Genomic DNA, 25,832 nt, shown 5'->3' with positions numbered 1-25,832 from the left:
ACAAGCATGGATATCCTCATCGGCCAGCTGGCAACGGGATTGAGCCTCGGCTCGATCCTGTTGCTGGCCGCACTTGGCCTCTCACTGACCTTCGGCCAGATGGGCGTCATCAACATGGCGCACGGCGAGTTCATCATGGCCGGTTGCTACACCGCCTACGTGGTCCAGCAGCTCATCACCAATGCCGGCGCATCACTGCTGATCTCGCTCGTGGTCGGCTTCCTGGTCGGCGGCGCGATGGGCGCACTGCTGGAGGTGACGCTCATCCAGCGGATGTACGGCCGTCCGCTGGACACGCTGCTGGTCACCTTCGGCGTCGGCCTGATCCTGCAACAGGTGGCCCGCGACATATTCGGCGCGCCCGCGGTCAACGTCGTTGCTCCGCAATGGCTCTCGGGTGGCATCGAGATCTTCGGCGCCGTGGTTCCCAAAACCCGGATCTTCATCCTGGTTCTTGCCGTCGTGTGTGTCGCCGTCCTTGCCGCCGTTCTCAAGACCAGCCCGATGGGGCGCCGGATCCGGGCGGTCGTGGCCAACCGGGATCTGGCTGAGACCAGCGGCATCTCGTCACGCAAGACCGACATCACCACGTTCTTCATCGGATCGGGTCTGGCGTCGGTCGCCGGTGTGGCGCTGACGCTGATCGGCTCTACCAGTCCGACCATCGGCCAGAGCTTCCTGATCGATGCGTTCCTGGTGGTCGTGGTCGGCGGTCTCGGCCAGATCAAGGGCACCGTGATCGCGGCGTTGACCCTGGGCTTCCTGAACTCGTTCATCGAGTACAGCACCACAGCGTCGCTGGCCAAGGTGATCGTGTTCGTCATCATCGTGATCTTCCTGCAGGTGCGCCCGCAGGGGCTGTTCACCGTTCGAACGAGGAGTCTGGTGTGACGAGATTCTTGGGACGTTGGCAAACCTGGGCGGGTTTCGCGGTCGCCGCGGTGCTGCTGTTCGGGGTCGCACCGGTGGCCCTGTCCGACTTCCGGCTCAGCTTGCTCGGCAAGTTCCTGTGCTTCGCCATCGTGGCGGTGGGTATCGGATTGGCTTGGGGCCGTGGCGGAATGCTGGTGCTCGGGCAGGGCGTGTTCTTCGGCCTCGGGGGCTACCTGATGGGTATGCACCTCAAGATCGCGGATGCCCAGATCCGTGGCCATGACGTGCCGGACTTCATGCAGATCGCCGGCGTGCGCCAACTACCCGGCTACTGGGCACCGTTCGCCTCCCCGGCCTTCACGCTGTTCGCGATCCTGGTGATCCCGGCGGGTATCGCGGCCCTGCTCGGGTTGGGCGTGTTCAAAAGACGCGTCAAGGGCGCCTATTTCGCGATCCTGTCGCAGGCGCTGGCTGCGGCGCTGGCGATCCTGCTCGTCGGCCAGACCAGCCTCGGCGGCAGCAACGGGTTGACCAATTTCCGTACCTTCTTCGGGTTCAACCTCAATGACCCGGCCAACAAGCGAATGGTGTACTTCATCGCGGCGGCCACGCTGCTGATCGTGGTCGCCTTGGTGCGCCAGTTGATGTACAGCCGTTACGGCGAATTACTGGTCGCCGTGCGCGACGGCGAAGAACGCGTCCGGTTCCTCGGGTACGACCCGGCCAACATCAAGGTGGTCGCCTACACCTTGGCCGCGTTGTTCGCCAGCATCGCCGGTGCCCTGTTCGTGCCGATCGTCGGTTTCATCGCGCCGTCACAGGTCGGCATCGTGCCGTCCATCGCGTTCCTCATCGGTGTCGCGATCGGCGGACGGACCACCTTGCTCGGCCCAGTCCTGGGCGCCATCGGCGTGGCCTGGGCGCAAACCCTGTTCTCCGAACGGTTTCCGTCGGGGTGGATCTACGGCCAAGGCCTGCTGTTCATCGTCGTCGTCGGGTTCTTCCCAGCCGGCCTGGCAGGTCTCGGTGTGCTGTTGAGCCGGAGGCGCCGCGGTAAGCCGAAATCGGCGCCGCCCGAGGACCCGCAGACCGCGACGGACACCGACCCCGAGAAAGTGGGTGCCACCACGTGACCGAGCCAGATCAGACTCCGGAGCCCGTGGCGGGCGGCAATGCCGGCATGGGCGCTCAGTACCTCGAAGTACGTGGTCTCACAGTTGATTTCGATGGTTTCAAAGCGGTGACCGACGTCGACCTGACCCTGTTCCAGGGGGATCTACGCTTCCTGATCGGACCCAACGGCGCGGGCAAGACGACCGTCATCGACGCCATCACCGGGCTGGTGGGTGCCACCGGTTCGGTGAACAAGTCGGGAGTGGAACTGCTCGGCAAGAAGGTGCACAAGATCGCCCGGGCGGGCGTGGGGCGCACATTCCAGACCGCGAGTGTGTTCGAACAACTGACGGTGTTGCAGAACCTCGACATCGCCGCGGGTGCCGGTCGTTCGCCGTGGACCCTGCTGCGCCGGCGGAGCGGCATCCTGCCCGCCATCGAGGAGGCACTGGACACCACCGGACTGACCGCCTTGGCGGACAAGCCTGCCGGCGTACTGGCTCACGGACAGAAGCAGTGGCTGGAGATCGGCATGCTGTTGGTGCAGAACGCCGATGTGCTGCTGCTCGACGAACCGGTGGCCGGGATGAGCCACGAAGAGCGGGAGGAAACCGGAAACCTGTTGCGCCGCATCGGCGGAAAGCGCACCGTGGTCGTGGTCGAGCACGACATGGACTTCATGCGGGCGTTCGCGACCTCGGTGACGGTGCTGGCCCGGGGCCAGGTGATCGCCGAGGGTTCGGTGGCCGAGGTGCAGGCCAACCCGAAGGTCCAAGAGGTCTATCTCGGCACGGCCGCGGCCGGCGTGGAAGGAATCTCCTGATGCTCGAACTGCTCGATGTCCGAACCGGTTACGGCCGCTCCGAAGTGATCCACGGCGCCAGCATCGCGGTGCCCTCCGACGGGGTCGCGGCGGTGATGGGTCACAACGGCGCGGGCAAGACGACCCTGCTGCGGGCCGCCGTCGGACTCCTCAAATGCACTGCGGGCAAGGTGCTTTTCGATGGTGACGACATCACGAAGCTGCGCCCGAGCGCGCGCGTGGCCCGCGGCCTGGCGTACGTGCCCCAGGGACAGCAGTCGTTCGGCCAGTTGACCACCGCGGAAAATCTGCAGGTGGTCGCCGATGGCCGTCGCAACGGGAAGGCGCTGATCGACGAGCAGCTGGACCTGTTTCCCGCGTTGAAGGAGCTGCTCGGCCGGCGCGCCGGGCTGCTGTCAGGCGGACAGCGTCAGCAGCTCGCGATCGCCCGCGCGTTGATCACCACGCCCAAGTGCCTGATCCTCGACGAGCCGACCGAGGGGATCCAGCCGTCGGTCGTGGCGGAGATCGAAGCCGCGATCACCTCGTTGACCTCCCGCGGCGATCTGGGCGTGTTGCTGGTGGAGCAGCACATCGGGTTCGCACTGGAATCCGCTCAGCGCTACTACATCCTGGAGGCCGGCCGCATCACCTCGAGCGGCACCGGTGGCACGACGTCGGAAGCCGACGTGCGCGCCGCGATGGCTATCTGATCACCCTCGGGCGGTCAGGCGAGGCGGGAAAGGATCTCGGCGACAACGGAATCGGTGGATACATCCACCTGCTCGCCCGTCGAGAGATCCTTGAGCCCTACGGTGCCGGCCTCGATGTCGCGGTCGCCGGCCACGAGCGCGTACTTGGCGCCCGAGCGGTCGGCCGCCTTCATCGCCCCCTTGAGCCCGCGGTCGCCGTAGGCCAGATCGACCCGCACGCCGCCGGCCCGCAGCCGCGCGGCCAGCTTCGCCAGTTCCAACTTGGCGGCCTCACCCAGGGGCACGCCGAACACCTCGACACCGCCGACGCCGGTCACCGATTTGCCCTCGGCCTGCAGGGCGAGCAGCGTGCGGTCGACGCCGAGCCCGAAGCCGATGCCCGAGACGTCCTGCCCGCCGAGCTGACTCATCAGACCGTCGTAGCGGCCACCGCCGCCGATGCCGGACTGGGCGCCGAGCCCGTCGTGTACGAACTCGAACGTGGTCTTGGTGTAGTAGTCCAGCCCGCGCACCATCCGCGGGTTGATCACATACGGCACGCCGAGGGCATCGAGGTGCGCCTGTACCACCTCGAAGTGGGCCTTGGCGCTGTCCGAGAGGTGGTCCAGCATCAACGGCGCGTCGGCGGTCATCTCCCGCACGTGGGGTCGCTTGTCGTCGAGCACCCGCAACGGGTTGATCTCGGCGCGGCGCCGGGTCTCTTCGTCGAGGTCGAGCTTGAACAGGAACTCCTGCAACAGCTCGCGATACGCGGGCCGGCAGGTGTCATCGCCCAGCGAGGTGAGCTCGAGGCGGAAACCGTCCAGGCCCAGCGAACGGAAACCCGCGTCGGCGATCGCGATCACCTCGGCGTCCAGCGCCGGATCGTCGACACCGATGGCCTCCACCCCAACCTGCTGCAGCTGGCGGTAGCGGCCGGCCTGCGGACGCTCGTAGCGGAAGAAGGGCCCGGAGTAGCAGAGCTTGACCGGCAGCGCGCCCCGGTCCAGCCGGTGCTGGATCACCGCACGGATCACCCCGGCGGTGCCCTCGGGGCGCAACGTCACCGACCGGTCGCCGCGGTCGGCGAACGTGTACATCTCCTTGGAGACCACATCGGTCGACTCGCCGACACCGCGGGCGAACAGCGCGGTGTCCTCGAAGATCGGCAACTCGATGTCGCCGTAGCCGGCCCGGCGCGCCGCGGTCAGCAGGCCGTCCCGGACCGCAACGAACTGTGCCGACTCCGGTGGTAGGTAATCGGGCACGCCCTTGGGCGCCTGGAATGCAGATGTCACAGAGTCAAACCTTCGAGAAACGGGTTGGTGCGGCGTTCGTGCCCGATGGTCGTGCGCGCGCCGTGTCCTGGTAATACCACGGTGTCGTCGTCGAGTACCAACAGCTTTGTCACGATCGACTCGAGTAGGTCACGTCCGCTGCCGCCGGGCAGGTCGGTGCGGCCCACCGAGGACCGGAACAGCGTATCGCCCGTGAACACGGTCTGGGCGGCCGATGCTTTCTCCGGCCCGCCGGAGACCCGGAACACCACCGATCCCCTCGTGTGGCCCGGCGTGTGGTCGACGGTGACCGAGACTCCGCCGAAACCGAGTACCTGGCCGTCGCGGTCCAGCTCGACAAGCTGTTTGGGCTCGGAGAACAGCACACCGAACGCCAGTTGGGCGAGGCGCGGACCGAACCCCTTGATCGGATCGGTCAGCATGAAGCGGTCCCCGGGATGGATGTAGGCGGGGCAGCCATAGGTGTCGGCCACCTTCTGCGCCGACCAGATGTGATCGAGGTGCCCGTGGGTCAGCAGGACGGCTGCCGGCGTCAAGCGGTTCTCGTCGAGGATCCGGCGCAGCCGGTCCATGGCCCGCTGACCCGGGTCGACGACGATCGCGTCGGCGCCTGGCCGCTCAGCCAGGACATAGCAATTGCATGCCAGCAGCCCTGCCGGAAATCCGGTGATGAACACAATTGCCAGTTTTCCACGTGGCCGTCGCCCGGTACCGCACCGCGACCTGGCAGACTCGTTACCGATTCCGACCGCCCACAAGGAGGACTGCTGCGGTGCCGACCAACGAAGAACGGCGTGAGACCGCCAAGCGCAAGCTGGAGGAACAACTGGAGCGCCGCGCCGCCCAGGAACGCAAACGACGCATCCTGACCATCGCGGGCTCCACAGTCGCGGCCCTCGTCGTCATCGGGGCCGTCGTGGCCACATTCGTGTTCACCAGCAAGGACTCGGGCAGCACCACCGCCTCGGCCGAGACCACCACCGCAAGCTCCGGAGCGCCGGCCCAGCCGGCCGCCAACGGTCAGCTGCCCGCCTTCGTCGCACCCGCCGACCTCGGTGCCAACTGCCAGTACCCGGCCGCGGGCGCGGCCAGCAAGCCGACCACACCGCCGCATACCGGCAAGGTCCCGACCGATCCGGCCACGGTCAGCGTCAGCATGGTCACCACCCAGGGCAACATCGGGCTGCAGCTCGACAACGCCAAGGCACCGTGCACGGTCAACAGCTTCGCCAGCCTGGCCGGGCAGAACTACTTCAACGACACCCCGTGCCACCGCCTGACCACGGGCGGCCTGTCGGTGCTGCAGTGCGGTGACCCGACCGGCCAGGGCACCGGTGGCCCCGGCTACCAGTTCGCCAACGAGTACCCGACCAACCAGTACCAGCCGGACAACCCGGCGCTGCAGCAGCCGGTGCTCTACCCCCGCGGGACGCTGGCGATGGCCAACGCCGGGCCCAACACCAACGGCAGCCAGTTCTTCCTGGTGTACCAGGATTCGCAGCTGCCCCCGGGCTACACCGTGTTCGGCAAGATCGACGACACCGGCCTGGCCACACTCGACAAGATCGCCGCTGCCGGTGTCGCCGGAGGCGGACCGGACGGCAAGCCGGCACTCGATGTCCAGCTGAAGTCTGTGGCCCTGGACTAGATCCGCGACCGTTGACATTCCCGCCCCCTTACGGCGGCCACCAGCCGGCCGGGTATCCGGGGCCCGCCCAGACGAACACCATGGCGGTCGTTTCACTGGTGTGCGCAGTCCTGTTCGCACCGCTGGGCATCGTCTTCGGACACATCTCGCTGTCGCAGCTCAAACACAGCGGTGAGCAGGGCCGTGGCATTGCGATCGCCGGACTGGTCATCGGCTATGTGATGACGGCGCTGACGATCGTGGCGGTGGTGCTGGCAGTGGTGTTCGCCGTCGTCGTCGTCAAAGCCGCGGAGAACATGCCCCGGCAGGACCGCCACACGGGCTCCCCCAGCTCGGGTGAGCAACTGCCCGCGTTCACGCCTCCGCCGAACCTCGGCGCCAACTGCCAGTACCCCGCCACCACCGAACCGGCCGTCACGCCGACCACCCCGCCGCACTCCGGCATGGTGCCGACCGAGCCGGCCACGGTGGACGCAGGCCTCGTCACCGATCGCGGCAGCATCGGGCTCAAGCTGGCCAACGGCAAAGCGCCGTGCACCGTGAACAACTTCGCCAGCCTGGCCGCGCAGGGATTCTTCGACGGCACCCGATGCCATCGCCTGACCACCGGTGACTTGGCAGCACTGCAGTGCGGCGACCCCTCGGGCACTGGAACCGGTGGGCCCGGATACCGATTCCCCAACGAATACCCGACCAACCAGTACCGGCTCTCCGACCCCGCGGTGCAGCGCCCGGTCGTATATCCGCGCGGCACGGTGGCGATGGCGAACCATGGGCCGGGCACCAACGGCAGCCAGTTCTTCCTGGTGTACGAGGACTCCCTGCTGCCGCCGACCTATACGGTGTTCGGCACCGTCGACAAGACGGGCCTGGCCACTCTCGACGCGATCGCCGCGGGAGGGGTCGCCGACGGGAGCAGCGACGGCAGGCCCGCCACAGCGGTCACGATCACATCGGCGAGCGTCGGCTGATCCGGTAGCCGTTACGCCGCGCTGGTGACGCGGTAGACGTCGTAGACGCCTTCCACGTTGCGCACCACGCTCAGCAGGTGGCCCAGGTGTTTGGGGTCGCCCATCTCGAAGGTGAACCGGCTGATCGCCACCCGGTCGTTGGAAGTGGTCACCGATGCGGACAGGATGTTGACCTTCTCGTCGGCCAGCACCCGCGTGACATCGGAGAGCAGGCGGTGCCGGTCCAGGGCCTCGACCTGGATGGCCACCAGGAACACCGAGGACGGCGACGGCGCCCAGTTCACCTCGATGATGCGTTCCGATTGTTGTTGCAGGGACTCCGCATTCGTGCAGTCGGTGCGGTGCACGCTGACCCCGCCACCGCGGGTCACGAAGCCCATGATGGTGTCGCCGGGCACCGGGGTGCAGCACTTGGCCAGTTTGGTCAGGGTCCCGGGCGCCCCGGGTACCGCGACGCCGGTGTCGTCGGTGCTGCGTTGGCGCACCGGCATGGTCAGCGGAGTGGACCGCTCGGCCAGTTCGTCCTCGGCCGCGTCGTCGCCGCCGAACTGGGCGAGCAGACGTTGCACGACGTGGCGCGCCGAGACGTGGCCCTCGCCGACCGCGGTGTACAGCGCGGAGACGTCGGTGTAGCGCAACTCCCGGGCCAGAGCTCCCATGGAGTCGGCATTGATCAAGCGCTGCAACGGAAGTCCGCCACGGCGGACCTCCCGCGCGATGGCGTCCTTCCCGGACTCCAGCGCCTCTTCGCGACGCTCCTTGGCGAACCACTGCCGGATCTTGGCCTTCGCCCGCGGCGATACCACGAAGGTCTGCCAGTCCCGCGACGGCCCGGCATTCGGGGCCTTCGAGGTGAACACCTCGACGACCTCACCGTTTTCGAGCTTGCGCTCCAGCGCCACGAGCCGGCCGTTGACCCGGGCACCGATACAGCGGTGCCCCACCTCGGTGTGCACCGCGTAGGCGAAGTCGACCGGGGTCGAGCCGGTGGGCAGGTTGATCACGTCACCCTTGGGGGTGAAGACGAAAATCTCTTGTACCGCAAGGTCGTAACGCAACGACTCGAGGAACTCGCCGGGGTCGGCGGCTTCCCGCTGCCAGTCCAGCAGCTGACGCATCCACGCCATGTCGTCGATCTCGGTGGCCGCGTGGCTGTGCGGAACCCCGTTGCGGCCCTTGGCCTCTTTGTAGCGCCAATGCGCCGCGATGCCGTACTCGGCGGTGCGGTGCATGTCCCGGGTGCGGATCTGCACCTCCAGCGGCTTGCCCTCCGGGCCGACGACGGTGGTGTGCAACGACTGATACACGCCATAGCGCGGCTGGGCGATGTAATCCTTGAACCGGCCCGCCATCGGTTGCCACAGCGAGTGCACCACACCGACCGCGGCATAGCAGTCGCGGATCTCGTCGCACAGGATCCGCACGCCGACCAGGTCGTGGATGTCGTCGAAGTCGCGTCCCTTGACGATCATCTTCTGGTAGATCGACCAGTAGTGCTTGGGCCGGCCCTCGACGACCGCGTTGATCTTCATCGCGCTCAGCGCCACGCCGATCTCGGCCCGCACCTTGGCCAGGTAGGTATCGCGTGACGGTGCCCGGTCGGCGACCAGCCGCACGATCTCCTCGTACTTCTTCGGGTGCAGGATCGCGAACGACAGGTCCTCAAGCTCCCACTTGACCGTCGCCATGCCGAGACGATGGGCAAGCGGCGCAATCACTTCCAGCGTCTCGCGGGCCTTGCGCGCCTGCTTCTCGGGTGGCAGGAACCGCATGGTGCGCATGTTGTGCAGGCGGTCGGCCACCTTGATCACCAGCACCCGCGGATCACGCGCCATGGCGATGATCATCTTGCGGATCGTCTCGCCCTCGGCGGCCGAGCCGAGCACCACCTTGTCCAGCTTGGTGACCCCGTCGACCAGATGGCCCACTTCGGCGCCGAACTCGGCCGTCAAGGCCTCCAGGGTGTATCCGGTGTCCTCCACCGTGTCGTGCAGCAACGCGGCGACCAGTGTGGTGGTGTCCATACCGAGCTCGGCCAGGATATTGGCCACCGCCAGCGGGTGCGTGATGTAGGGATCGCCGGACTTGCGGAGCTGGTCGGAGTGACGCTGCTCGGCAACGTCGTAAGCGCGCTGCAGCAACTGCAGGTCGGCCTTGGGGTAGATCTCGCGGTGAACAGCGACCAGCGGCTCCAGGACCGGATTGACCGGACTGCGCTGCGCCGTCATCCGGCGGGCCAGCCGCGCGCGTACCCGGCGTGAAGCGCTGGACTTGGTCGTATCAGGAAGCTTCGTGGCGTCGAGAGTCTTACCGGCGTCGGTGGACGGTGGCAGCGTCGGGGGCAACTTGACCGTCTGGCCCGTACCTGTGTCCGTAACCGGATCGCTGGCCATCGTCACCTCCCGCTCAACATCTGAGAGTTCGAGGATATCCCTCACACCGTGTGGAGGCTGCTGACCGTCAGCGGTGCCACCACGTCCCGCCCACCCAGGGCCGCCAGCTCCAGCACCACGGCGGCGCTCAGCACATTGGCACCACCGGCCTCGAGCAGCCGCATCGCCGCGGCCAGGGTCCCGCCGGTCGCCAGGACATCGTCGATGATCACAACGTTGCGCCCGGCGATATCAATCCCGTCGGCCGGGATCTCCAGCGTCGCGCTGCCGTACTCGAGCTGATACGTGACGCTGTGCACGGGCGGCGGCAGCTTCCCGCCCTTGCGTACCGCCAGGACGCCGACGCCGAGCCGCGTCGCGACGGCGGCCCCCAGCAGGAAACCACGTGCATCCAATCCTGCGACCAGATCGGCGTCGGCCGCCGTGGCGGCCAGCGCGTCCGTCACCGCGCGCAGGCCCTCGGCGTCGGCCAGCAACGGCGTCAGATCCTTGAACTGCACGCCCGGCTCCGGGAAGTCGGGGACCTCCCGGATCATCTTCTCGACCAGCTGGGAGACCCTGGCAATGTCGCTCACGTCGACAGCTTCCAGCGGTCCATGTTCCAGCCTGCGCCCCACCGGGTCGGATTACTGCTCACGGCGTACATCTTCGTCGAAGTCAGCACGGTCCGCTGCTGGCGGTACAGCGGCAGCGTCGGCATGTCGTTCCACAGGATCGGTGCGCCCTCCCCCGCCAGGCGGGCCAGTTCCTTCGGGTCGCCCGTCACGGCCTGGGCATCGATGATGCCGTCGACGCGCTCGTTGACGTAGCCCGGCAGATTGTTGCCGTTGCCGGAGTGGAACGCGTAGGCGTCGATCGCCGAAGAACCCGAGGAGCCGCTGCCCGCGGCCCCGCCGGTGCCTGCCAGCAATCCGTCGAACTCGTTGTTGCGCAACGCCACCGGCCCGGCGGTCGCCGATCCGGCGTCCTGCACGGTGATGCCCGCCGCCGCACATGATTTCGCGATCGCGCCGACGGTCGCTGCCAGCCTGGCGTTGGGCGTCTGATATCCGATACGTACCGTGAGCGGCTTGTTGTTGATGGCGGCACGGGCCGCGTCGGGATTGGCTACACCGAATTGTGCTGCCTCACCGACATTTTCGGCCGCACTGAACGCGTCGTCGCTGACGGGACTGAGCCGCGAGTTGATGATCGGCGTCGCGGCGTTACGCGCGATCACGTCACGCGGGGTGCACAGTGCCACGGCCCGCCGCGCCGGCGGGGCGGCCAGCGGGCCACCCGGCGCGAAGATCAACTGCTCGATACCGGCGGACGGGCTTTCCGTGCTGACATAGTCGTCGGGCAGGTTGAGCAGGCCCGACGATCCCGACTCGATGTCGACGACGTCGAAGGATCCCTGGTTGACCCGCTCCTGGATGTCGGCCCCACGGGGCCACACCGCGATCCGGTTGGTGATCGCCGGGGTGCCCCACCACTTGTCATTGGCGACCAGGACCACCACGCCGTCCTTGGACACCGAATCGATCCGGTACGGGCCCGACGACGGGAATCGCTTGAGGTCCAGATCGGGCTTGAGGTCCCAGACCGTGTTCCAGGCCTTGGCGATCCGGTCGATGGTCGGCTGGTCACCGTTCTGCAGCGCGGTGGCCACGCCGCCGTCGCCGAGGCCGAGCTCGTCGGCGATGACGTGGGCCGGCATCAGCGCGGTCGCGGCGAACAAATGGCCGTAGTCGAGGAACCCGCGGTCTTGCGCGAAGGACACCCGGGCCCGCTTCTGGCCGGGCTCGCAGTCCACCGACCCGATGTCGCGGTAACCCGCGCGGCTGGCGGCGTCGAATCCGGGGAATCGGCCGGACTGTGCGCCCCATGCCAGCACCATGTCGTCACAGGTGATCGGCTTGCCGTCGGAGTAGACGGCCTTGTCGCTGATCACGTAATCGAGGATCAGCGGGGCGCGGCCGACGACGGACACCGAGCCGAAATCGTTGTCGGCGACCACCTGGCCCTCTGGGCCGTGATAGGCGAATCCGGTCAACGCCCGGGCGAACGCCTGCGGTCCGGCAGATGCGGCTCCGGCCACCGTGTTGGTGTTGTAGGTGGTCAGGGTGCCGTCGACGGCATAGTCGATCTCGTCGGCCGGGCTGTCCGAACACGCCGCCAGACCCATCGCGGCGACCACGGACAGCGTCGCCGCTGTCACCACTGTCCGTGCCCGGGCGAGGGCCCGCCACTGAACCATTCGATTTACCGCCGAGTGTTCCGCTTGCCCGACGGACGTCCGGTCCGCGGGGCCGGACGGGCACCCGGTGCCGGCTTCGCAGGTGCGGGTTCGCGGGTGACCGACGCCGTGACCTTCTCGGCACCGGTATCGGCGTCGGCAGCGTCGGAGGCGTCGCCGGCATCCCTGGTGGCCGTCGACGCCTTGGCGCCTGCGCCCTTCTCCCGGCGGTTGAGCACCCGCTTGGTGTGCTTGCGCACCAGGTCGGTGCGCTCGCGCAAGGTCACGAGCAGCGGCGTGGCGAAGTAGATCGACGAGTAGGTGCCGACGATGACGCCGACGAGCTGAACCAGCGCCAGATCCATCAGGGTTCCGACGCCGAGCAGCCACACCGCGATCACCATCAGCGCGATGATCGGCAACACCGAGATGAGGCTGGTGTTGATCGAACGCATGAAGGTCTGGTTCACGGCGAGGTTGGCCTGTTCGGCGAACGTTCGGCGAGTGGTGTGCTCGAACCCGTTGGTGTTCTCCTCGACCTTGTCGAACACGATCACCGTGTCGTACAGCGAGAAGCCCAGAATCGTCAGCAGACCGATGACGGTGGCCGGGCTGACCTCGAATCCGACCAGCGAGTAGACGCCGGCGGTGACGACGAGGTCGAAGACCAGGGTGGCCATCGCGGCCATCGCCATGTAGCGCTCGTAGCGCCAGGCGATGTAGATCGACGCCAGCACCAGGAAGACCACCAGCGCGATCAACGCCTTCTGGGTGATCTGTCCGCCCCAGGTCTCCGACACCTTCGAGTCGCTGATCGTCTGCTTGCTCGGCTGGCCGTCGCCGCCCTTGGGGTGGAACGCGTCGAACAACGCGGTCCGCAACTGCTCGATCTCGGGTTCGGACAGTGTCTCCGAACGGATCTGGACCGTGGCCGAGGCGCCGCTGCCGACCAGCACGACCGACTCGGGCGTCCGGTTGAGGGTCTTGCTGTAGACGTCCTCGACCTGCTGTACCGAGACAACGCCCTGGGAGCCGGCCGACGGCATCGACACCTTCGTGCCGCCCTCGAAGTCGATGCCGAAGGTGAACCCGCGAATCACCATGCTGGCGATGCAGATCGCGACGATGACGCCGCTGATCGCGTACCAGAGTTTGCGGCGGCCGATCACCTCGAAGGCACCGGTACCGGTGTAGAGCCTGACGAAGAACCCGTGCTTGGGCAGCGCCGCTGACGTGGACTCGAGGCTCGGCGCCTCCACCGAGGTGTCCGTCACGTCCTCGGCGGTGGTGTCGTCGGCCGAGTTGTTCTTTTCGGTGCTCTTTGCAGCCATGTGCCTATCCCCGTCCCGCGGTCGCATGCGAAGCCTCCCGGCGTTCCCGCGCGATCTGCTGTACCGCGCCGAGGCCGTTGAGGGCAGGTTTTGCCATCGTCGGGGACTTGGACGCCAGGTACACCAACGGCCAGGTCACCAGGAACACCACCACGATGTCGAGGATCGTGGTCAAGCCGAGGGTGAACGCGAAGCCCTTGACCTGGCCGATCGCCAGGAAGTACAGCACCGCGGCGGCCAGGAAGGTAACGGCGTTGCCTGACACGATCGTCTTGCGGGCGCGCGCCCAGCCTCGGGGTACGGCCGACCGGAAGGACCGGCCTTCTCGGATCTCGTCCTTTATTCGCTCGAAGAACACCACGAAGGAGTCCGCGGTCGTACCTATACCGATGATCAGACCGGCGATACCGGCCAGGTCCAGCGTGTAGCCGATGTATCTGCCGAGCAGCACGAGGATCGCGAAAACCATTGCGCCCGCGGCGACGAGCGACAGCGCCACCAGCAGGCCGAGCACGCGGTAGTACAGCAGCGAGTACAGCAGCACCGCGGCCAGGCCGACGGCGCCCGCGATCAGGCCGGCCCGCATCGAAGACAGACCCAGGGTCGCCGAAACGGTCTCGGCCTCCGAGGATTCGAACGACAACGGCAGCGAGCCGTACTTCAGCACGTTGGCCAGTTCCTTGGCCGTGTCCGAGTTGAACTGGCCGGTGATCTGGGTGTTGCCGCCGGGGATGGGTTCCCGGATCTCGGGCGCGCTGACCACCTGCGAGTCGAGGGTGAACGCTGTCTGCGTGCCCACGTTGGCCGCGGTGAAGTCGGCCCAGGTCTTGGCTCCCCCGCTCTTGAAGGTGACGTCGACGACGTACTGGCCCTGCTGCTGGTTCAGGCCCGAGGTGGCGTCGGCGATCTCCTCGCCGCTCATGATCGACTTGCTCAGCAGGTAGACCGTCTGGCCGTCCTGGGAGCAGGTGATCAGCGGCAGATTCGGGTCGTCGTTGCCGGCCAGCACGTCTTCGTCACCGCACCGGGTGGCCTGGTACTGCAGCGCCAGAATCTGGATCGACGGGTTGGTGCTCTGCCGCAGTTCCTTCTCGTCGGAGATGCGCTGGGCCAGAGCGGCCTTGGCGTCACCCGGCTTGGGCGGCGCAGGGGCCGGTCCCGGTGCCGGCGCCGGGGCAGGTGCACCCGGGACAGGAGCCGGGGCGGGAGTCGGTTCGCCCGGGGTGGGCGGGGGATCCAGCGGATAGGGCCGCGGCTGGGGAGCCGGAGCCGGCTCACCCGCCGGAGGTGCGGGCTGTTCGCCTGCAGGCGGTGCCGCCGGTGCCTCGCCCGGCGCACCCGGTGCCAAGCCGGGGATCTGCCCGGGCACGCCCGGTACCCCGGGTGCTGCGGGCGCGCCTGGCGCTGCAGGGGCACCCGGTGCGCCTGGCTGCTGGCCCTGCTGGGCGGGCGGCTTGGCCGGCATCGAGTGCACGACCGGCCGGATGTAGAGGCGGGCGGTCTGGCCCAGGTTGCGGGCCTCGCTGCCGTCGTTGCCGGGAACGGTGATCACCAGGTTGTCGCCGTCGATGACGACCTCCGAACCCGAGACGCCGAGACCGTCGACGCGGGCACTGATGATTTGTTGGGCCTGGTTGAGTGCCTCTCTGGTCGGCGTCGAGCCGTCCGGGGTGCGCGCTGTCAGCGTCACCCTGGTACCGCCCTGCAGGTCAATGCCCAGTTTGGGCTTGGCCTGCTTGTCGCCGGTGAGGAACACCAGCAGATAAACGCCGATCAGAAGGACCAGGAAAAGTGTCAGGTAGCGCGCAGGATGCACCGGCGCCGAAGACGATGCCACGTTTCTAGGGTCTCCTCGAGATCAGTTCGTCAGCACCGCAAAGGGTACGTGCTTGTCCTGGGTGCTCTGCGGTCAGTCTTTTTTGAGACCGTCGGTGTCGATGACACCGGTGCTCTCGGTCAGTTCGGTGGCAGATGTCGACTCGTCGGCATCGTCAGCGTCCTCGGTGTCGGCCTCGACGCGGTCGCGCACCGCGAGCTTCATCCAGGTGGTGATGACGCCGGGGGCGATCTCCAGGTCGACGTTGTCGTCGGTGATGCCGGTGATCGTGGCCTGCAGGCCCGAGGTGGTGTGCACGCGATCGCCGACCTTCAGCGAGTTGTGCAGGTCGATGGTCGCCTGCATGGCCTTGCGCTGACGACGCGACGCGAAGAACATAAACGCGCCCATGACGATCAGCAGGGGCAGGAAAATGACGAGATCCATGTCAACTATGTCTTTCGTGTCGGGTCATATGTCAGGGCGACCGAGGCCACGATACCGCCGCCGACCCGGACCACCTCATTCGCCGCCGACAGGCGGTCGACGCGGCTAGGCTCGGTAAGCGTTCTTTCCGGTGCCGCCCTCGCAGTCTTCAGGAGGCAGTGTTGAGCCATCCCGAGCAGAGCCGCCATCTGGCCACCGCCATCCCGGGCCCCGAATCGGAGGCATTGATCGGCCGGAAATCGGCTGCGGTGTCGCGCGGTGTGGGCACGACAATGCCGGTGTACGCCGCCCGCGCCGGTGGCGGCATCGTCGAGGACGTCGACGGCAACCGACTCATCGACCTGGGCTCCGGTATCGCCGTCACCACCATCGGCAACTCTTCTCCGCGGGTGGTCGAGGCGGTTGCGGCCCAGGCCGCCGAGTTCACCCACACCTGTTTCATGGTGACGCCGTACGAGGGTTACGTCGCCGTGTGCGAGCAGCTCAACGAGCTGACGCCGGTGCGTGGCGAGAAGCGCTCGGCGCTGTTCAACTCCGGCTCCGAGGCCGTCGAGAACGCGGTCAAGATCGCCCGGTCCTACACCCACAAACCGGCCGTCGTCGCCTTCGACCACGCCTATCACGGGCGTACCAACCTCACGATGGCCCTGACTGCCAAAGCCATGCCCTACAAGCACGGCTTCGGCCCCTTCGCGCCAGAGATCTACCGGGCGCCCTTGTCCTACCCGTTCCGCGATGCCGAGTTCGGCAAAGAGATGGCCACCGATGGCGCGCTCGCAGCCAGGCGCGCGATCGACGTCATGGAGAAGCAGGTGGGTCCCGACAATCTGGCGGCCGTGATCATCGAACCCATCCAGGGCGAGGGCGGGTTCATCGTCCCGGCCGACGGGTTCCTGCCGGCGTTGTTGGGCTGGTGCCGCGACAACAACGTGGTGTTCATCGCCGACGAGGTGCAGACCGGGTTCGCCCGGACCGGTGCGATGTTCGCGTGTGAGCACGAGGGCATCGATCCCGACCTCATCGTCACCGCGAAGGGCATCGCCGGTGGTCTGCCGTTGTCCGCGGTGACGGGCCGGGCCGAGATCATGGATTCGCCGCACGTGTCCGGGCTGGGCGGCACCTACGGCGGCAACCCGATCGCGTGTGCGGCCGCGCTGGCGACCATCGCGACGATCGAGGCCGACGGCCTGGTCGCGCGGGCGCAGCAGATCGAGCAACTGATGAAGGACCGGCTCAGCCGCCTGCAGGCCGAGGACGAGCGGATCGGCGACGTGCGCGGTCGCGGCGCGATGATCGCCGTCGAACTGGTCGAGGCGGGCACCACCACGCCCGACCCCGCGTTGACCAAGGCGCTGTGCGCCGGCGCCCACGCGGCCGGGGTGATCGTGCTGTCCTGTGGCACCTACGGCAACGTGTTGCGCTTTCTGCCGCCGTTGACGATCAGTGACGAACTGCTGATCGAGGGCCTCGACGTGCTCGAACTGATCCTGCGGGATCTCTGACGCATCAATGAGCGTGGGTGTGACGCCGGCCGAACAGTCCGCCCCACGAACGGTGTTCGCGTGCGGGGATGGCCTCGGTCGGCTCTGCGTCTGCGACCACGGCGGGCTCGGCCGGCGTGGCGGACGCGACGGGCCGCTGCGCGTATTCGACGTCACGCAGGCTGCGGACCGACAACCGGCCCACCGCCATTGCGCCGAGGAACACGATCAGCGCGCCCAGCCCGGAGAAGTAGGCCAGCTCCAGCGTCACCCGTTTGGCGTCGGTCACGGCTATCGGCATGCCGGGGTCACCGATGCCCAACGGACCGGCCAGTGCGCGGCCGATCACGAACCAGGCTCCGGCCAGTATCGCCAGCCACCCGCCGAACACCGCGGTGGCCCGGTTTCCGGAGCCCAGCAGCAACAGGCCGCCGACCGCCGTGGCAGCGCCCGGAAGCACCTCCAACCAGCCCCGCGCCGTCGTCCAGACCCAGCTCTGATCCGGCGTGAACGCGAAGTCGAAGTACGGTCCGACGAACGGGATGAGTGCACCCCAGATTCCCAGCAGCACGAGCAGGAACCCACTGGTGGCGCCGCGGCTGCGCGGCATGCGCAGACGACCGCCGCGGGTATCGAATTCGGTCATGATGCCTCCTTTGACACCCGGGTGGGTACCCCGAACCAAGCAGGACTAAAGCTCCTACCCTGAGCGGGTGCGTCTTGTCGCGAATGCCCTGTGCGATGCGTTGGCCGACGCATGGGAACGATGGGCGCTCCGGTGCGCAGACCTCACCGCGACGCAGTGGTGCACCGCGACACGGTGTGAATCGTGGGATGTCCGGGCACTGGTGGCCCACGTGTGTCCAGAGGCCACGACGTTCGCCTCACTGGTGGCGAGTCGAGCGGAAGGCCCAGCCGCGGTGACAGACGCCGCCGAGATGCTGCGCCTCTTCAACCGGCCTGACGGCGTGGCCAATACGACCGCGGACCGGATCGCAGAACAAGCCGCGACGCAGGCCCCCACCCTGACCCAGGCAGCAGCGGCCGCGCGATTCTCCGAAGCAGCCGCCCGGATGCGGCGCATGCCGGAGATGACCCGTCCCGGCGACGTGGTGATCCGCTATCCGATCGTCGGGAGCACGACCCTGGCCGTGGTGGCGGAGGTGGCCCTGCTGGAAGCCACCGTGCATTTGCTCGACCTGGCAGATGCCGTCGGCGGCGTCACGCCATCGGATGCCGCCCTGGCCGCTACGCGCGACCTGCTGATCGCGATACCCGATCCCGCCGCTGCGGTGGAGGTCCTCGCCGGACGAAAGCCCGCGCAGGGGGTTGTTCCAGCGATCCGTTGACCTCTATCAGGCGTGCCGGGCCCACACAGACGAATGGCCAGACTCACAGCACATTGACAGCGGCAAACCTGGTTTTCAGGAAATAAGTTTAGTTTCACTAACGTAGTACCTCGGTAGCGCAACGTCGCGCCGGTGAGTAATTCCGCTATCTGCAAAGAGGGTATTTGATGTCGTTTGACACTCGTGATGAGCAACTGGCCAGCCGTATCGCCGATCTGACCGCCAATGATCCGCAGTTCGCCGCCGCGATTCCCAGCGACACCGTGACCGCCGCCGTCGACGTGCCCGGACTGCCCTTACCCGAGATCGTCCAGACCCTGTTGCAGGGCTATTCCGAGCGGCCCGCACTCGGCGAACGCGCGCTCGAGTTCGTCGCCGACCCCGCCACCGGACGCACCACCGCGCGGCTGCTCCCCCGGTTCGACACCATCAGCTACGGCGAGCTCTGGGACCGGGTCAGCGCCCTGGCCGCGGCATGGCACGCATCCGGCGTCGCCGCCGGTGACCGGATCGCCATCCTCGGATTCACCAGTGCCGACTACACCGTGATCGACACGGCACTGAGCCAGATCGGCGCAGTCTCGGTGCCACTGCAGACCAGCTCCTCACCCGAGGCTCTCGCGCCGATCGTGACAGAGACCGAACCGTACGTGATCGCCGCGAGTGTCGACCACCTCGCGGATGCCGTCGAGCTGGCGCTGACCGCGCATGCTCCGGCCACCGTGCTCGTCTTCGACCACCACCCCGAGATCGACGATCATCGCGACGCCGTGACTGCCGCCGCCGCACGCCTGGCCGCGGCCGGCGGCTCGGTCTCACTCGACACCCTGGCCGATCTCCTGGACCGCGGCCGCGAGCTGCCCGCTCCCCCGGCCCCCAAGGCCGATGACACCGACCCGCTCGCGTTGCTGATCTACACCTCCGGCAGCACCGGCGCCCCCAAGGGCGCGATGTACCTGCAGAGCGCGGTCGCCAAATTCTGGCGACGCAACAGCAAGGCCTGGCTCGCACCGACCAGCTCGGCGATCAACCTGAGTTTCATGCCGATGAGCCACGTGATGGGCCGCGGCATCCTCTATGCGTCACTGGCCGCCGGCGGCACCTGCTACTTCGCCGCCCGCAGCGATCTGTCGACCCTGCTGGAGGACCTCGCGCTGGTGCGGCCCACCGAGCTGAATTTCGTTCCGCGCGTGTGGGAAATGATCCACAGCGAGTTCCAGAGCCGGGTCGACCAGCGCCTCGCCGAGGCCGGCGAGGACGACCGTGCCGCAATCGAGGCCGAAGTGCTGGCCGAGGTGCGCGACCACGTCCTCGGCGGACGGTTCGTCGCGGCGATGACCGGCTCTGCCCCGATCTCGGCCGAACTCAAAACCTGGACCGAGGACATGCTCGGCATCCATCTGCTGGAGGGCTACGGCTCCACCGAGGCCGGGATGGCGCTCTTCGACGGCGTCGTCCAGCGCCCGCCGGTGATCGACTACAAACTCGTCGACGTCCCGGATCTGGGCTACTTCTCCACCGATCAGCCCCATCCGCGCGGCGAGTTGCTGATCAAGACGGAGAATCTGTTCCCCGGCTACTACAAGCGCCCGGAGGTCACCGCATCGGTGTTCGACGAGGACGGCTTCTACCGCACCGGCGACGTCGTCGCGCAGATCGGGCCGGACCAGCTCCGCTATGTCGACCGGCGCAACAACGTGCTCAAGCTCGCCCAGGGCGAGTTTGTGACATTGGCCAAACTGGAAGCGGTCTTCGGCAACAGCCCACTGGTGCAACAGATCTACGTCTACGGCAACAGCGCCCAGCCCTATCTGCTGGCCGTTGTGGTGCCCACCGACGCCGGCGTTTCGAAAGAAGCGATCAGCGATTCTCTGCAAGAGGTCGCCAGAGAAGCCGACCTTCAGTCCTACGAGATCCCGCGCGATTTCATCGTGGAGACAACACCTTTCAGCCTCGAGAACGGTCTGCTGACCGGCATCCGCAAGCTGGCTTGGCCGAAGCTGAAGGCCCACTACGGCGATCGGTTGGAACAGCTCTACGCAGAACTCGCCGAGACCCAGGCCAATGAATTGCGCGCGCTGCGCAACGGTGCCGCGGATGCTCCGGTGCTGGAGACCGTGAGCCGGGCCGCCGGCGCCCTGCTGGGTGCCGCGGCGGCCGACCTGGCACCCGACGCACACTTCACCGATCTGGGTGGAGATTCGTTGTCGGCGTTGACCTTCGGCAATCTGCTGCGCGAGATCTTCGACGTCGACGTGCCCGTCGGCGTGATCGTCAGCCCGGCCAACGACCTGGCCGCGATCGCCGGCTACATCGAAACGCAGCGCGGCGGCTCCAAACGCCCCACCTTCGCTTCGGTGCACGGTAGGCACGCCGCCGAGGTCAGTGCCGCCGACCTGACCCTGGACAAGTTCCTGGACGCTGAGACCCTGGCCGCCGCGCCGAGCCTGCCAAAGGCTCCGACCGAAGTTCGCACCGTGCTGCTCACCGGCGCCACCGGCTTCCTTGGTCGTTACCTGGCCCTGGAATGGCTGGAACGCATGGACCTGGTCGACGGCAAGGTCATCGCCCTGGTGCGGGCCAAGTCCGACGAGGAGGCCCGGGCCCGGCTCGACGCCACCTTCGACAGTGCTGGACCCAACAGCGGCGGCGACGCGAAACTGCTTGCCCACTACCAGGATCTGGCCGCCGACCACCTCGAAGTGATCGCCGGCGACAAGGGCGAGGAGAACCTCGGCCTGGACCAGCAGACCTGGCAGCGGCTGGCCGACGAGGTCGACCTGATCGTGGACCCGGCCGCCCTGGTCAACCACGTGCTGCCCTACAGCGAACTGTTCGGGCCCAACGCGCTCGGCACCGCCGAGCTGATCAAGATCGCGCTCACCTCCAAGATCAAGCCGTACACCTATGTGTCGACCATCGGCGTGGGAGATCAGATCGAGCCCGGGAAGTTCGTCGAGAAGGTCGATGTCCGGGAGATGAGCGCGGTCCGCAAGATCAGCGACGGCTACGCGAACGGCTACGGCAACAGCAAGTGGGCCGGTGAGGTCCTGCTGCGCGAGGCCAACGATCTGTGCGGCCTGCCGGTTGCGGTCTTCCGCTGCGACATGATCCTGGCCGACACCACTTACTCGGGTCAGCTGAACCTGCCGGACATGTTCACCCGCATGATGTTCAGCCTTGTCGCCAGCGGTATCGCGCCGAAGTCCTTCTACGAACTGGACTCTGAGGGCAACCGCCAGCGCTCGCACTACGACGGGCTGCCGGTGGAGTTCATCGCCGACGCGATCTCGACGCTGGGCGGGCAATCGGTGGAGAGCTTCGAGACGTACCACGTGATGAACCCGTACGACGACGGCCTGGGCATGGACGAGTTCGTCGACTGGCTGATCGAGGCCGGCTATGCGATCGAGCGCATCGCCGACTACGGCCAGTGGGTCCAGCGCTTCGAGAGCACCCTGCGCGCCCTGCCGGACAAGCAGCGCCAGGCCTCACTGCTGCCGCTCCTGCACAACTACCAGAAGCCCGAAAAGCCGATGTTGGGCGCGCTGGCCCCGACGGACCACTTCCGGGCCGCAGTACAGGAAGCCAAGATCGGGCCGGACAAGGACATTCCGCACGTCAGCCCGGCGATCGTCGTCAAGTACATCACCGACCTGCAACAGCTGGGCCTGCTCTAGAACCGACGTGCGCTCGTCCCACACCGACGTGGGGCGAGCGCACGCCGGGCGTGACGCATCTCGCACCGTCTGAGCTGGCATCTCGAAATATAATTAGTTTTACTAACGTAGTAGTTAGTAGATGCGGCAAACGCGTCGACACTAGTTAATTTGATTGCTCAGGGGACCGATATGACCACCGAAACACGCGAGGACCGGCTCCAACGCCGGATCGCAAACCTGTACGAGACCGATTCGCAGTTCGCCGACGCCCGCCCCAGCGACGCCGTGAACGCTGCCGTCGCTGCGCCCGACCTTCGGCTACCCGCCGTCGTCAAGGGACTGTTCGCCGGCTACGCCGACCGCCCCGCGCTCGGGCAGCGCGCCGTCGAGTTCGTCACCGACGCCGATGGCCGCACCATCGCCGAGCTTCAGCCCCGGTTCGAGACCATCACCTACCGCCAGCTCGGCGACCGCGTCCAGGCCGTGACCAACGCCTGGCACAACCATCCGGTGAAGCCCGGCGACCGCGTCGCCATCCTCGGGTTCACCAGCGTCGACTACACCACCATCGACACCGCCCTCATCGAACTCGGCGCGGTGTCCGTGCCGCTGCAGACCAGCGCCCCGGTGAGCACGCTGCGGCCCATCGTCGCCGAGACCGAACCGACGGTGATCGCGGCAAGCATCGACTTCCTCGACGACGCAGTCGAACTCGTCCGGTCGGGCCCCGCACCCCGCCGCCTGGTGGTCTTCGACTACCGGCCCCGGGTCGATGCCCAGCGTGAGACCTTCGAGGCCGCCAAGGCCGCACTGTCCGGTACCGATGTGGTCGTCGAACCGTTGGCCGACGTCCTCGACCGCGGCCGGTCACTGGCCGACGCGCCGCTGTACACGCCCGGCCAGGCCGACCCGCTGACGATGTTGATCTACACGTCCGGCAGCACCGGCACCCCCAAGGGGGCGATGTACCCGGAGAGCAAGGTCGCCAACATGTGGAAGCTGGCATCGAAGGCCACCTGGGATGAGAACCAGGCCGTGCTACCCGCGATCACCCTCAACTTCATGCCGATGAGCCACGTGATGGGCCGCGGCCTCCTGATCGGCACGCTCAGCTCGGGTGGTACCGCGTATTTCGCTGCCCGCAGCGACCTTTCGACCTTCCTGGACGACCTCGCGCTCGTCCGGCCCACTCAGCTCAGCTTCGTGCCCCGCATCTGGGACATGCTGTTCCAGGAGTACCAGAGCCGCCTCGACCGCAGTGGGGCGCCGGAGGACGAAGTCCTGGCCGAGGTACGCGAGAAGCTGCTGGGCGGCCGCTTCGTCTCCGCGATGACCGGTTCCGCACCGATCTCGGCGGAGATGAAGACGTGGGTCGAGCGCCTGCTCGACATGCACCTGCTGGAGGGCTACGGCTCGACCGAGGCCGGTTCGGTCTTCGTCGACGGCCATATCCAGCGTCCGCCGGTGATCGACTACAAGCTGGTCGACGTTCCGGACCTGGGTTACTTCCGTACCGACCGGCCGCACCCGCGTGGTGAGCTGCTGGTGAAGTCCGAGCAGATGTTCCCCGGGTACTACAAGCGTCCGGAGATCACCGCCGAGATGTTCGACGAGGACGGGTATTACCGCACCGGTGACATCGTCGCCGAGCTCGGTCCGGACCACGTCGAATACCTCGACCGGCGCAACAATGTACTCAAGCTCTCGCAGGGCGAGTTCGTCACTGTCTCCAAGCTGGAGGCGGTCTTCGGGGACAGCCCGCTGGTGCGGCAGATCTTCATCTACGGCAACAGCGCCCGCTCCTACCTGCTGGCCGTGGTGGTGCCGACCGATCTCGACGCATCCAAGCAGGAGATCAACGATTCACTCCAGGAAGCCGCGCGTGTCGCCGGCCTGCAGTCCTACGAGATCCCGCGGGATTTCATCGTAGAGACAACACCTTTCAGCTTGGAGAACGGTCTGCTGACCGGTATCCGCAAGCTGGCCCGGCCCAACCTGAAGGCCTACTACGGCGACAGGCTGGAGCAGCTCTACACCGAGCTGGCCGAAGGGCAGGCCAACGAGCTGAGTGAACTGCGGCACAACGGTGCACAGGCACCGGTGCTGGACACCGTCGGTCGCGCGGCCACCGCCCTGCTGGGCGCCGCGAGCTCCGACGTCGAACCGGATGCACATTTCACCGATCTCGGCGGAGACTCGTTGTCCGCCTTGACCTTCGGCAACCTGCTGCAAGAGATCTTCGACGTCGAGGTCCCGGTGTCGGTGATCGTCAGCCCGGCCTCGGATCTTCGGACCATCGCCGAGCACATCGAGGCTCAGCGCTCGGGCGCCAACTTGCGGCCGACCTTCACCTCGGTGCACGGCCGCAACGCCACCGAAGTCCACGCAGCCGATCTGACTCTCGACAAGTTCATCGACGCCGCAACGTTGGCCGCCGCGCCGAGCCTGCCGGGTCCGGTCAGCGAGATCCGCACCGTATTGCTCACCGGCGCAACCGGCTTCCTGGGTCGTTACCTGGCCCTCGAGTGGCTGGAGCGCATGGACCTGGTCGACGGCAAGGTGATCTGCCTGGTGCGCGCCAAGTCGGACGAGGAGGCCCGCGCGCGGCTCGACAAGACCTTCGATGGCGGCGACCCGAAGCTGCTTGCCCACTACCAGGATCTCGCCGCCGACCACCTCGAAGTGATCGCGGGCGACAAGGGCGAAGCCGATCTGGGGCTCGATCCCGAGACCTGGCAGCGCCTGGCCGACACCGTCGATTTCATCGTCGACCCGGCCGCCCTGGTGAACCACGTGCTGCCCTACAGCGAACTGTTCGGCCCCAACGCACTCGGTACCGCCGAACTCATCCGCATCGCGCTGACCACGCGGATCAAGCCTTTCGCCTATGTGTCGACGATCGGCGTGGGTGGGGGCATCGAGCCCGGAAAGTTCGTGGAGGATGCCGATATCCGCGAGATCAGTGCCGTGCGCAAGGTCGACGATGGCTACGCCAACGGCTACGGCAACAGCAAGTGGGCCGGTGAGGTCCTGCTGCGCGAGGCGCACGATCTGGCCGGCCTGCCGGTGACGGTGTTCCGCTGCGACATGATCCTGGCCGACACCACCTATGCCGGACAGCTGAACCTGCCGGACATGTTCACCCGCATGATGTTCAGCCTCGTCGCCACCGGTGTCGCGCCGCGCTCGTTCAACCAGCTCGACGCGGACGGCAACCGCCAGCGCTCGCACTACGACGGCCTGCCCGTCGAGTTCATCGCCGAGGCGATCTCCACCCTGGGTGCCCATGTGCAGGACGGCTTCGAGACGTACCACGTGATGAACCCGCACGATGACGGCCTGGGTATGGACGAGTTCGTCGACTGGCTCATCGAGGCCGGTTACCCGATCCAGCGCGTCGCGGATTACCAGGAGTGGCTGTCCCGCTTCGAGACCACGCTGCGGTCGCTGCCGGACCGGCAACGGCAGGCCTCACTGCTGCCGCTGCTGCACAACTACCAGCAGCCGGGCATGCCGGTGAACGGTGCGATGGCACCGACCGACGTGTTCCGTACCGCGGTACAGGACGCGAAGATCGGTCCGGACAAGGACATTCCCCATGTCACCCCGGAGATCATCGTCAAGTACATCAGCGATCTCAAATTGCTCGGATTGCTGTAACAGACTTCCCCACAAGGGAAGGTCCCCCTGAGCGGCCGCGGTCCTTACCAGGACCGCGGCCAATCAGCATCTGCGGCG

The 25,832-nt window shown here is 67.1% G+C and carries 19 protein-coding genes; 10 read left to right on the top strand and 9 right to left on the bottom strand.

Translation table 11 applies throughout. The features are described 5' to 3' along the window. Positions 1–6: 6 nt before the first annotated feature. The 4 genes from urtB to urtE are packed head-to-tail and all read left to right on the top strand — an operon-like array spanning position 7 to position 3,501. Complete coding sequence (urtB, locus tag H977_RS0108395; protein WP_029107435.1) at positions 7–891, top strand: urea ABC transporter permease subunit UrtB; 885 nt, start codon at positions 7–9, stop codon at positions 889–891. Further along, complete coding sequence (urtC, locus tag H977_RS0108390) at positions 888–2,006, top strand: urea ABC transporter permease subunit UrtC (RefSeq protein WP_029107434.1); 1,119 nt, start codon at positions 888–890, stop codon at positions 2,004–2,006. The genes urtB and urtC overlap by 4 nt, the downstream gene beginning before the upstream one ends. A 47-nt stretch (positions 2,007–2,053) precedes the next feature. Further along, positions 2,054–2,809 (top strand): urea ABC transporter ATP-binding protein UrtD, encoded by a 756-nt coding sequence (urtD, locus tag H977_RS0108385; protein ID WP_196808199.1) that lies wholly within the window; start codon positions 2,054–2,056, stop codon positions 2,807–2,809. Beyond that, positions 2,809–3,501: an urea ABC transporter ATP-binding subunit UrtE gene (urtE, locus tag H977_RS0108380; protein ID WP_029107432.1), complete on the top strand. Its 693-nt coding sequence runs from the start codon at positions 2,809–2,811 to the stop codon at positions 3,499–3,501. The genes urtD and urtE overlap by 1 nt, the downstream gene beginning before the upstream one ends. A gap of 14 nt (positions 3,502–3,515) precedes the next feature. On the opposite strand, the gene hisS is transcribed toward urtE, so the two are convergent. After that, positions 3,516–4,778: a histidine--tRNA ligase gene (gene hisS, locus H977_RS0108375; protein WP_029107431.1), complete on the bottom strand. Its 1,263-nt coding sequence runs from the start codon at positions 4,776–4,778 to the stop codon at positions 3,516–3,518. After that, positions 4,775–5,455 (bottom strand): MBL fold metallo-hydrolase, encoded by a 681-nt coding sequence (locus tag H977_RS0108370; RefSeq protein ID WP_029107430.1) that lies wholly within the window; start codon positions 5,453–5,455, stop codon positions 4,775–4,777. The genes hisS and H977_RS0108370 overlap by 4 nt, the downstream gene beginning before the upstream one ends. 95 nt (positions 5,456–5,550) lie before the next feature. Between H977_RS0108370 and H977_RS0108365 the strand changes: the two genes are divergently transcribed. After that, the gene (locus H977_RS0108365; protein WP_029107429.1) at positions 5,551–6,426 is read left to right on the top strand and encodes a peptidylprolyl isomerase; all 876 of its coding nucleotides are present in this window, start codon (positions 5,551–5,553) and stop codon (positions 6,424–6,426) included. 11 nt (positions 6,427–6,437) lie between these two features. Next, complete coding sequence (locus H977_RS0108360) at positions 6,438–7,397, top strand: peptidylprolyl isomerase (protein WP_029107428.1); 960 nt, start codon at positions 6,438–6,440, stop codon at positions 7,395–7,397. An 11-nt stretch (positions 7,398–7,408) separates the two neighbouring features. On the opposite strand, the gene H977_RS0108355 is transcribed toward H977_RS0108360, so the two are convergent. The 6 genes from H977_RS0108355 to yajC form a co-directional block, all read right to left on the bottom strand. After that, positions 7,409–9,790, bottom strand: a complete 2,382-nt coding sequence (locus tag H977_RS0108355; protein WP_029107427.1) for a RelA/SpoT family protein — start codon at positions 9,788–9,790, stop codon at positions 7,409–7,411. A gap of 41 nt (positions 9,791–9,831) precedes the next feature. Further along, positions 9,832–10,356, bottom strand: a complete 525-nt coding sequence (locus tag H977_RS0108350; RefSeq protein ID WP_155946588.1) for an adenine phosphoribosyltransferase — start codon at positions 10,354–10,356, stop codon at positions 9,832–9,834. Positions 10,357–10,361: 5 nt separating this feature from the next. Continuing rightward, complete coding sequence (locus H977_RS0108345) at positions 10,362–12,029, bottom strand: ABC transporter substrate-binding protein (RefSeq protein WP_029107425.1); 1,668 nt, start codon at positions 12,027–12,029, stop codon at positions 10,362–10,364. Positions 12,030–12,034: 5 nt separating this feature from the next. Beyond that, positions 12,035–13,339 (bottom strand): protein translocase subunit SecF, encoded by a 1,305-nt coding sequence (secF, locus tag H977_RS0108340; protein WP_029107424.1) that lies wholly within the window; start codon positions 13,337–13,339, stop codon positions 12,035–12,037. Between the two features lie 4 nt (positions 13,340–13,343). Continuing rightward, positions 13,344–15,176 (bottom strand): protein translocase subunit SecD, encoded by a 1,833-nt coding sequence (gene secD, locus H977_RS0108335; RefSeq protein WP_029107423.1) that lies wholly within the window; start codon positions 15,174–15,176, stop codon positions 13,344–13,346. A 72-nt stretch (positions 15,177–15,248) separates the two neighbouring features. Beyond that, complete coding sequence (gene yajC / locus H977_RS0108330) at positions 15,249–15,602, bottom strand: preprotein translocase subunit YajC (protein ID WP_029107422.1); 354 nt, start codon at positions 15,600–15,602, stop codon at positions 15,249–15,251. Between the two features lie 161 nt (positions 15,603–15,763). On the opposite strand from yajC, the gene gabT reads away from it, so the two are divergent. Continuing rightward, the gene (gabT, locus tag H977_RS0108325; protein WP_029107421.1) at positions 15,764–17,104 is read left to right on the top strand and encodes a 4-aminobutyrate--2-oxoglutarate transaminase; all 1,341 of its coding nucleotides are present in this window, start codon (positions 15,764–15,766) and stop codon (positions 17,102–17,104) included. Positions 17,105–17,108: 4 nt separating this feature from the next. On the opposite strand, the gene H977_RS0108320 is transcribed toward gabT, so the two are convergent. Further along, complete coding sequence (locus tag H977_RS0108320; protein WP_029107420.1) at positions 17,109–17,729, bottom strand: hypothetical protein; 621 nt, start codon at positions 17,727–17,729, stop codon at positions 17,109–17,111. A gap of 67 nt (positions 17,730–17,796) precedes the next feature. Here H977_RS0108320 and H977_RS0108315 point away from each other — a divergent pair, with 67 nt between their 5' ends. From H977_RS0108315 to car (H977_RS0108305), 3 genes are all read left to right on the top strand, one after another. Further along, complete coding sequence (locus tag H977_RS0108315) at positions 17,797–18,432, top strand: maleylpyruvate isomerase N-terminal domain-containing protein (RefSeq protein WP_029107419.1); 636 nt, start codon at positions 17,797–17,799, stop codon at positions 18,430–18,432. 167 nt (positions 18,433–18,599) lie between these two features. After that, positions 18,600–22,112: a carboxylic acid reductase gene (gene car, locus H977_RS0108310; RefSeq protein WP_029107418.1), complete on the top strand. Its 3,513-nt coding sequence runs from the start codon at positions 18,600–18,602 to the stop codon at positions 22,110–22,112. A 171-nt stretch (positions 22,113–22,283) separates the two neighbouring features. After that, positions 22,284–25,754 carry a carboxylic acid reductase gene (gene car, locus H977_RS0108305; RefSeq protein WP_029107417.1) on the top strand — a complete coding sequence of 1,157 codons (3,471 nt, stop codon included), beginning with the start codon at positions 22,284–22,286 and terminating at the stop codon, positions 25,752–25,754. Positions 25,755–25,832: the final 78 nt, after the last annotated feature.

This window comes from Mycobacterium sp. URHD0025 (assembly GCF_000426065.1).
Lineage (GTDB): Bacteria > Actinomycetota > Actinomycetes > Mycobacteriales > Mycobacteriaceae > Mycobacterium.
This window is presented reverse-complemented; position numbering and strand designations above follow the sequence as displayed.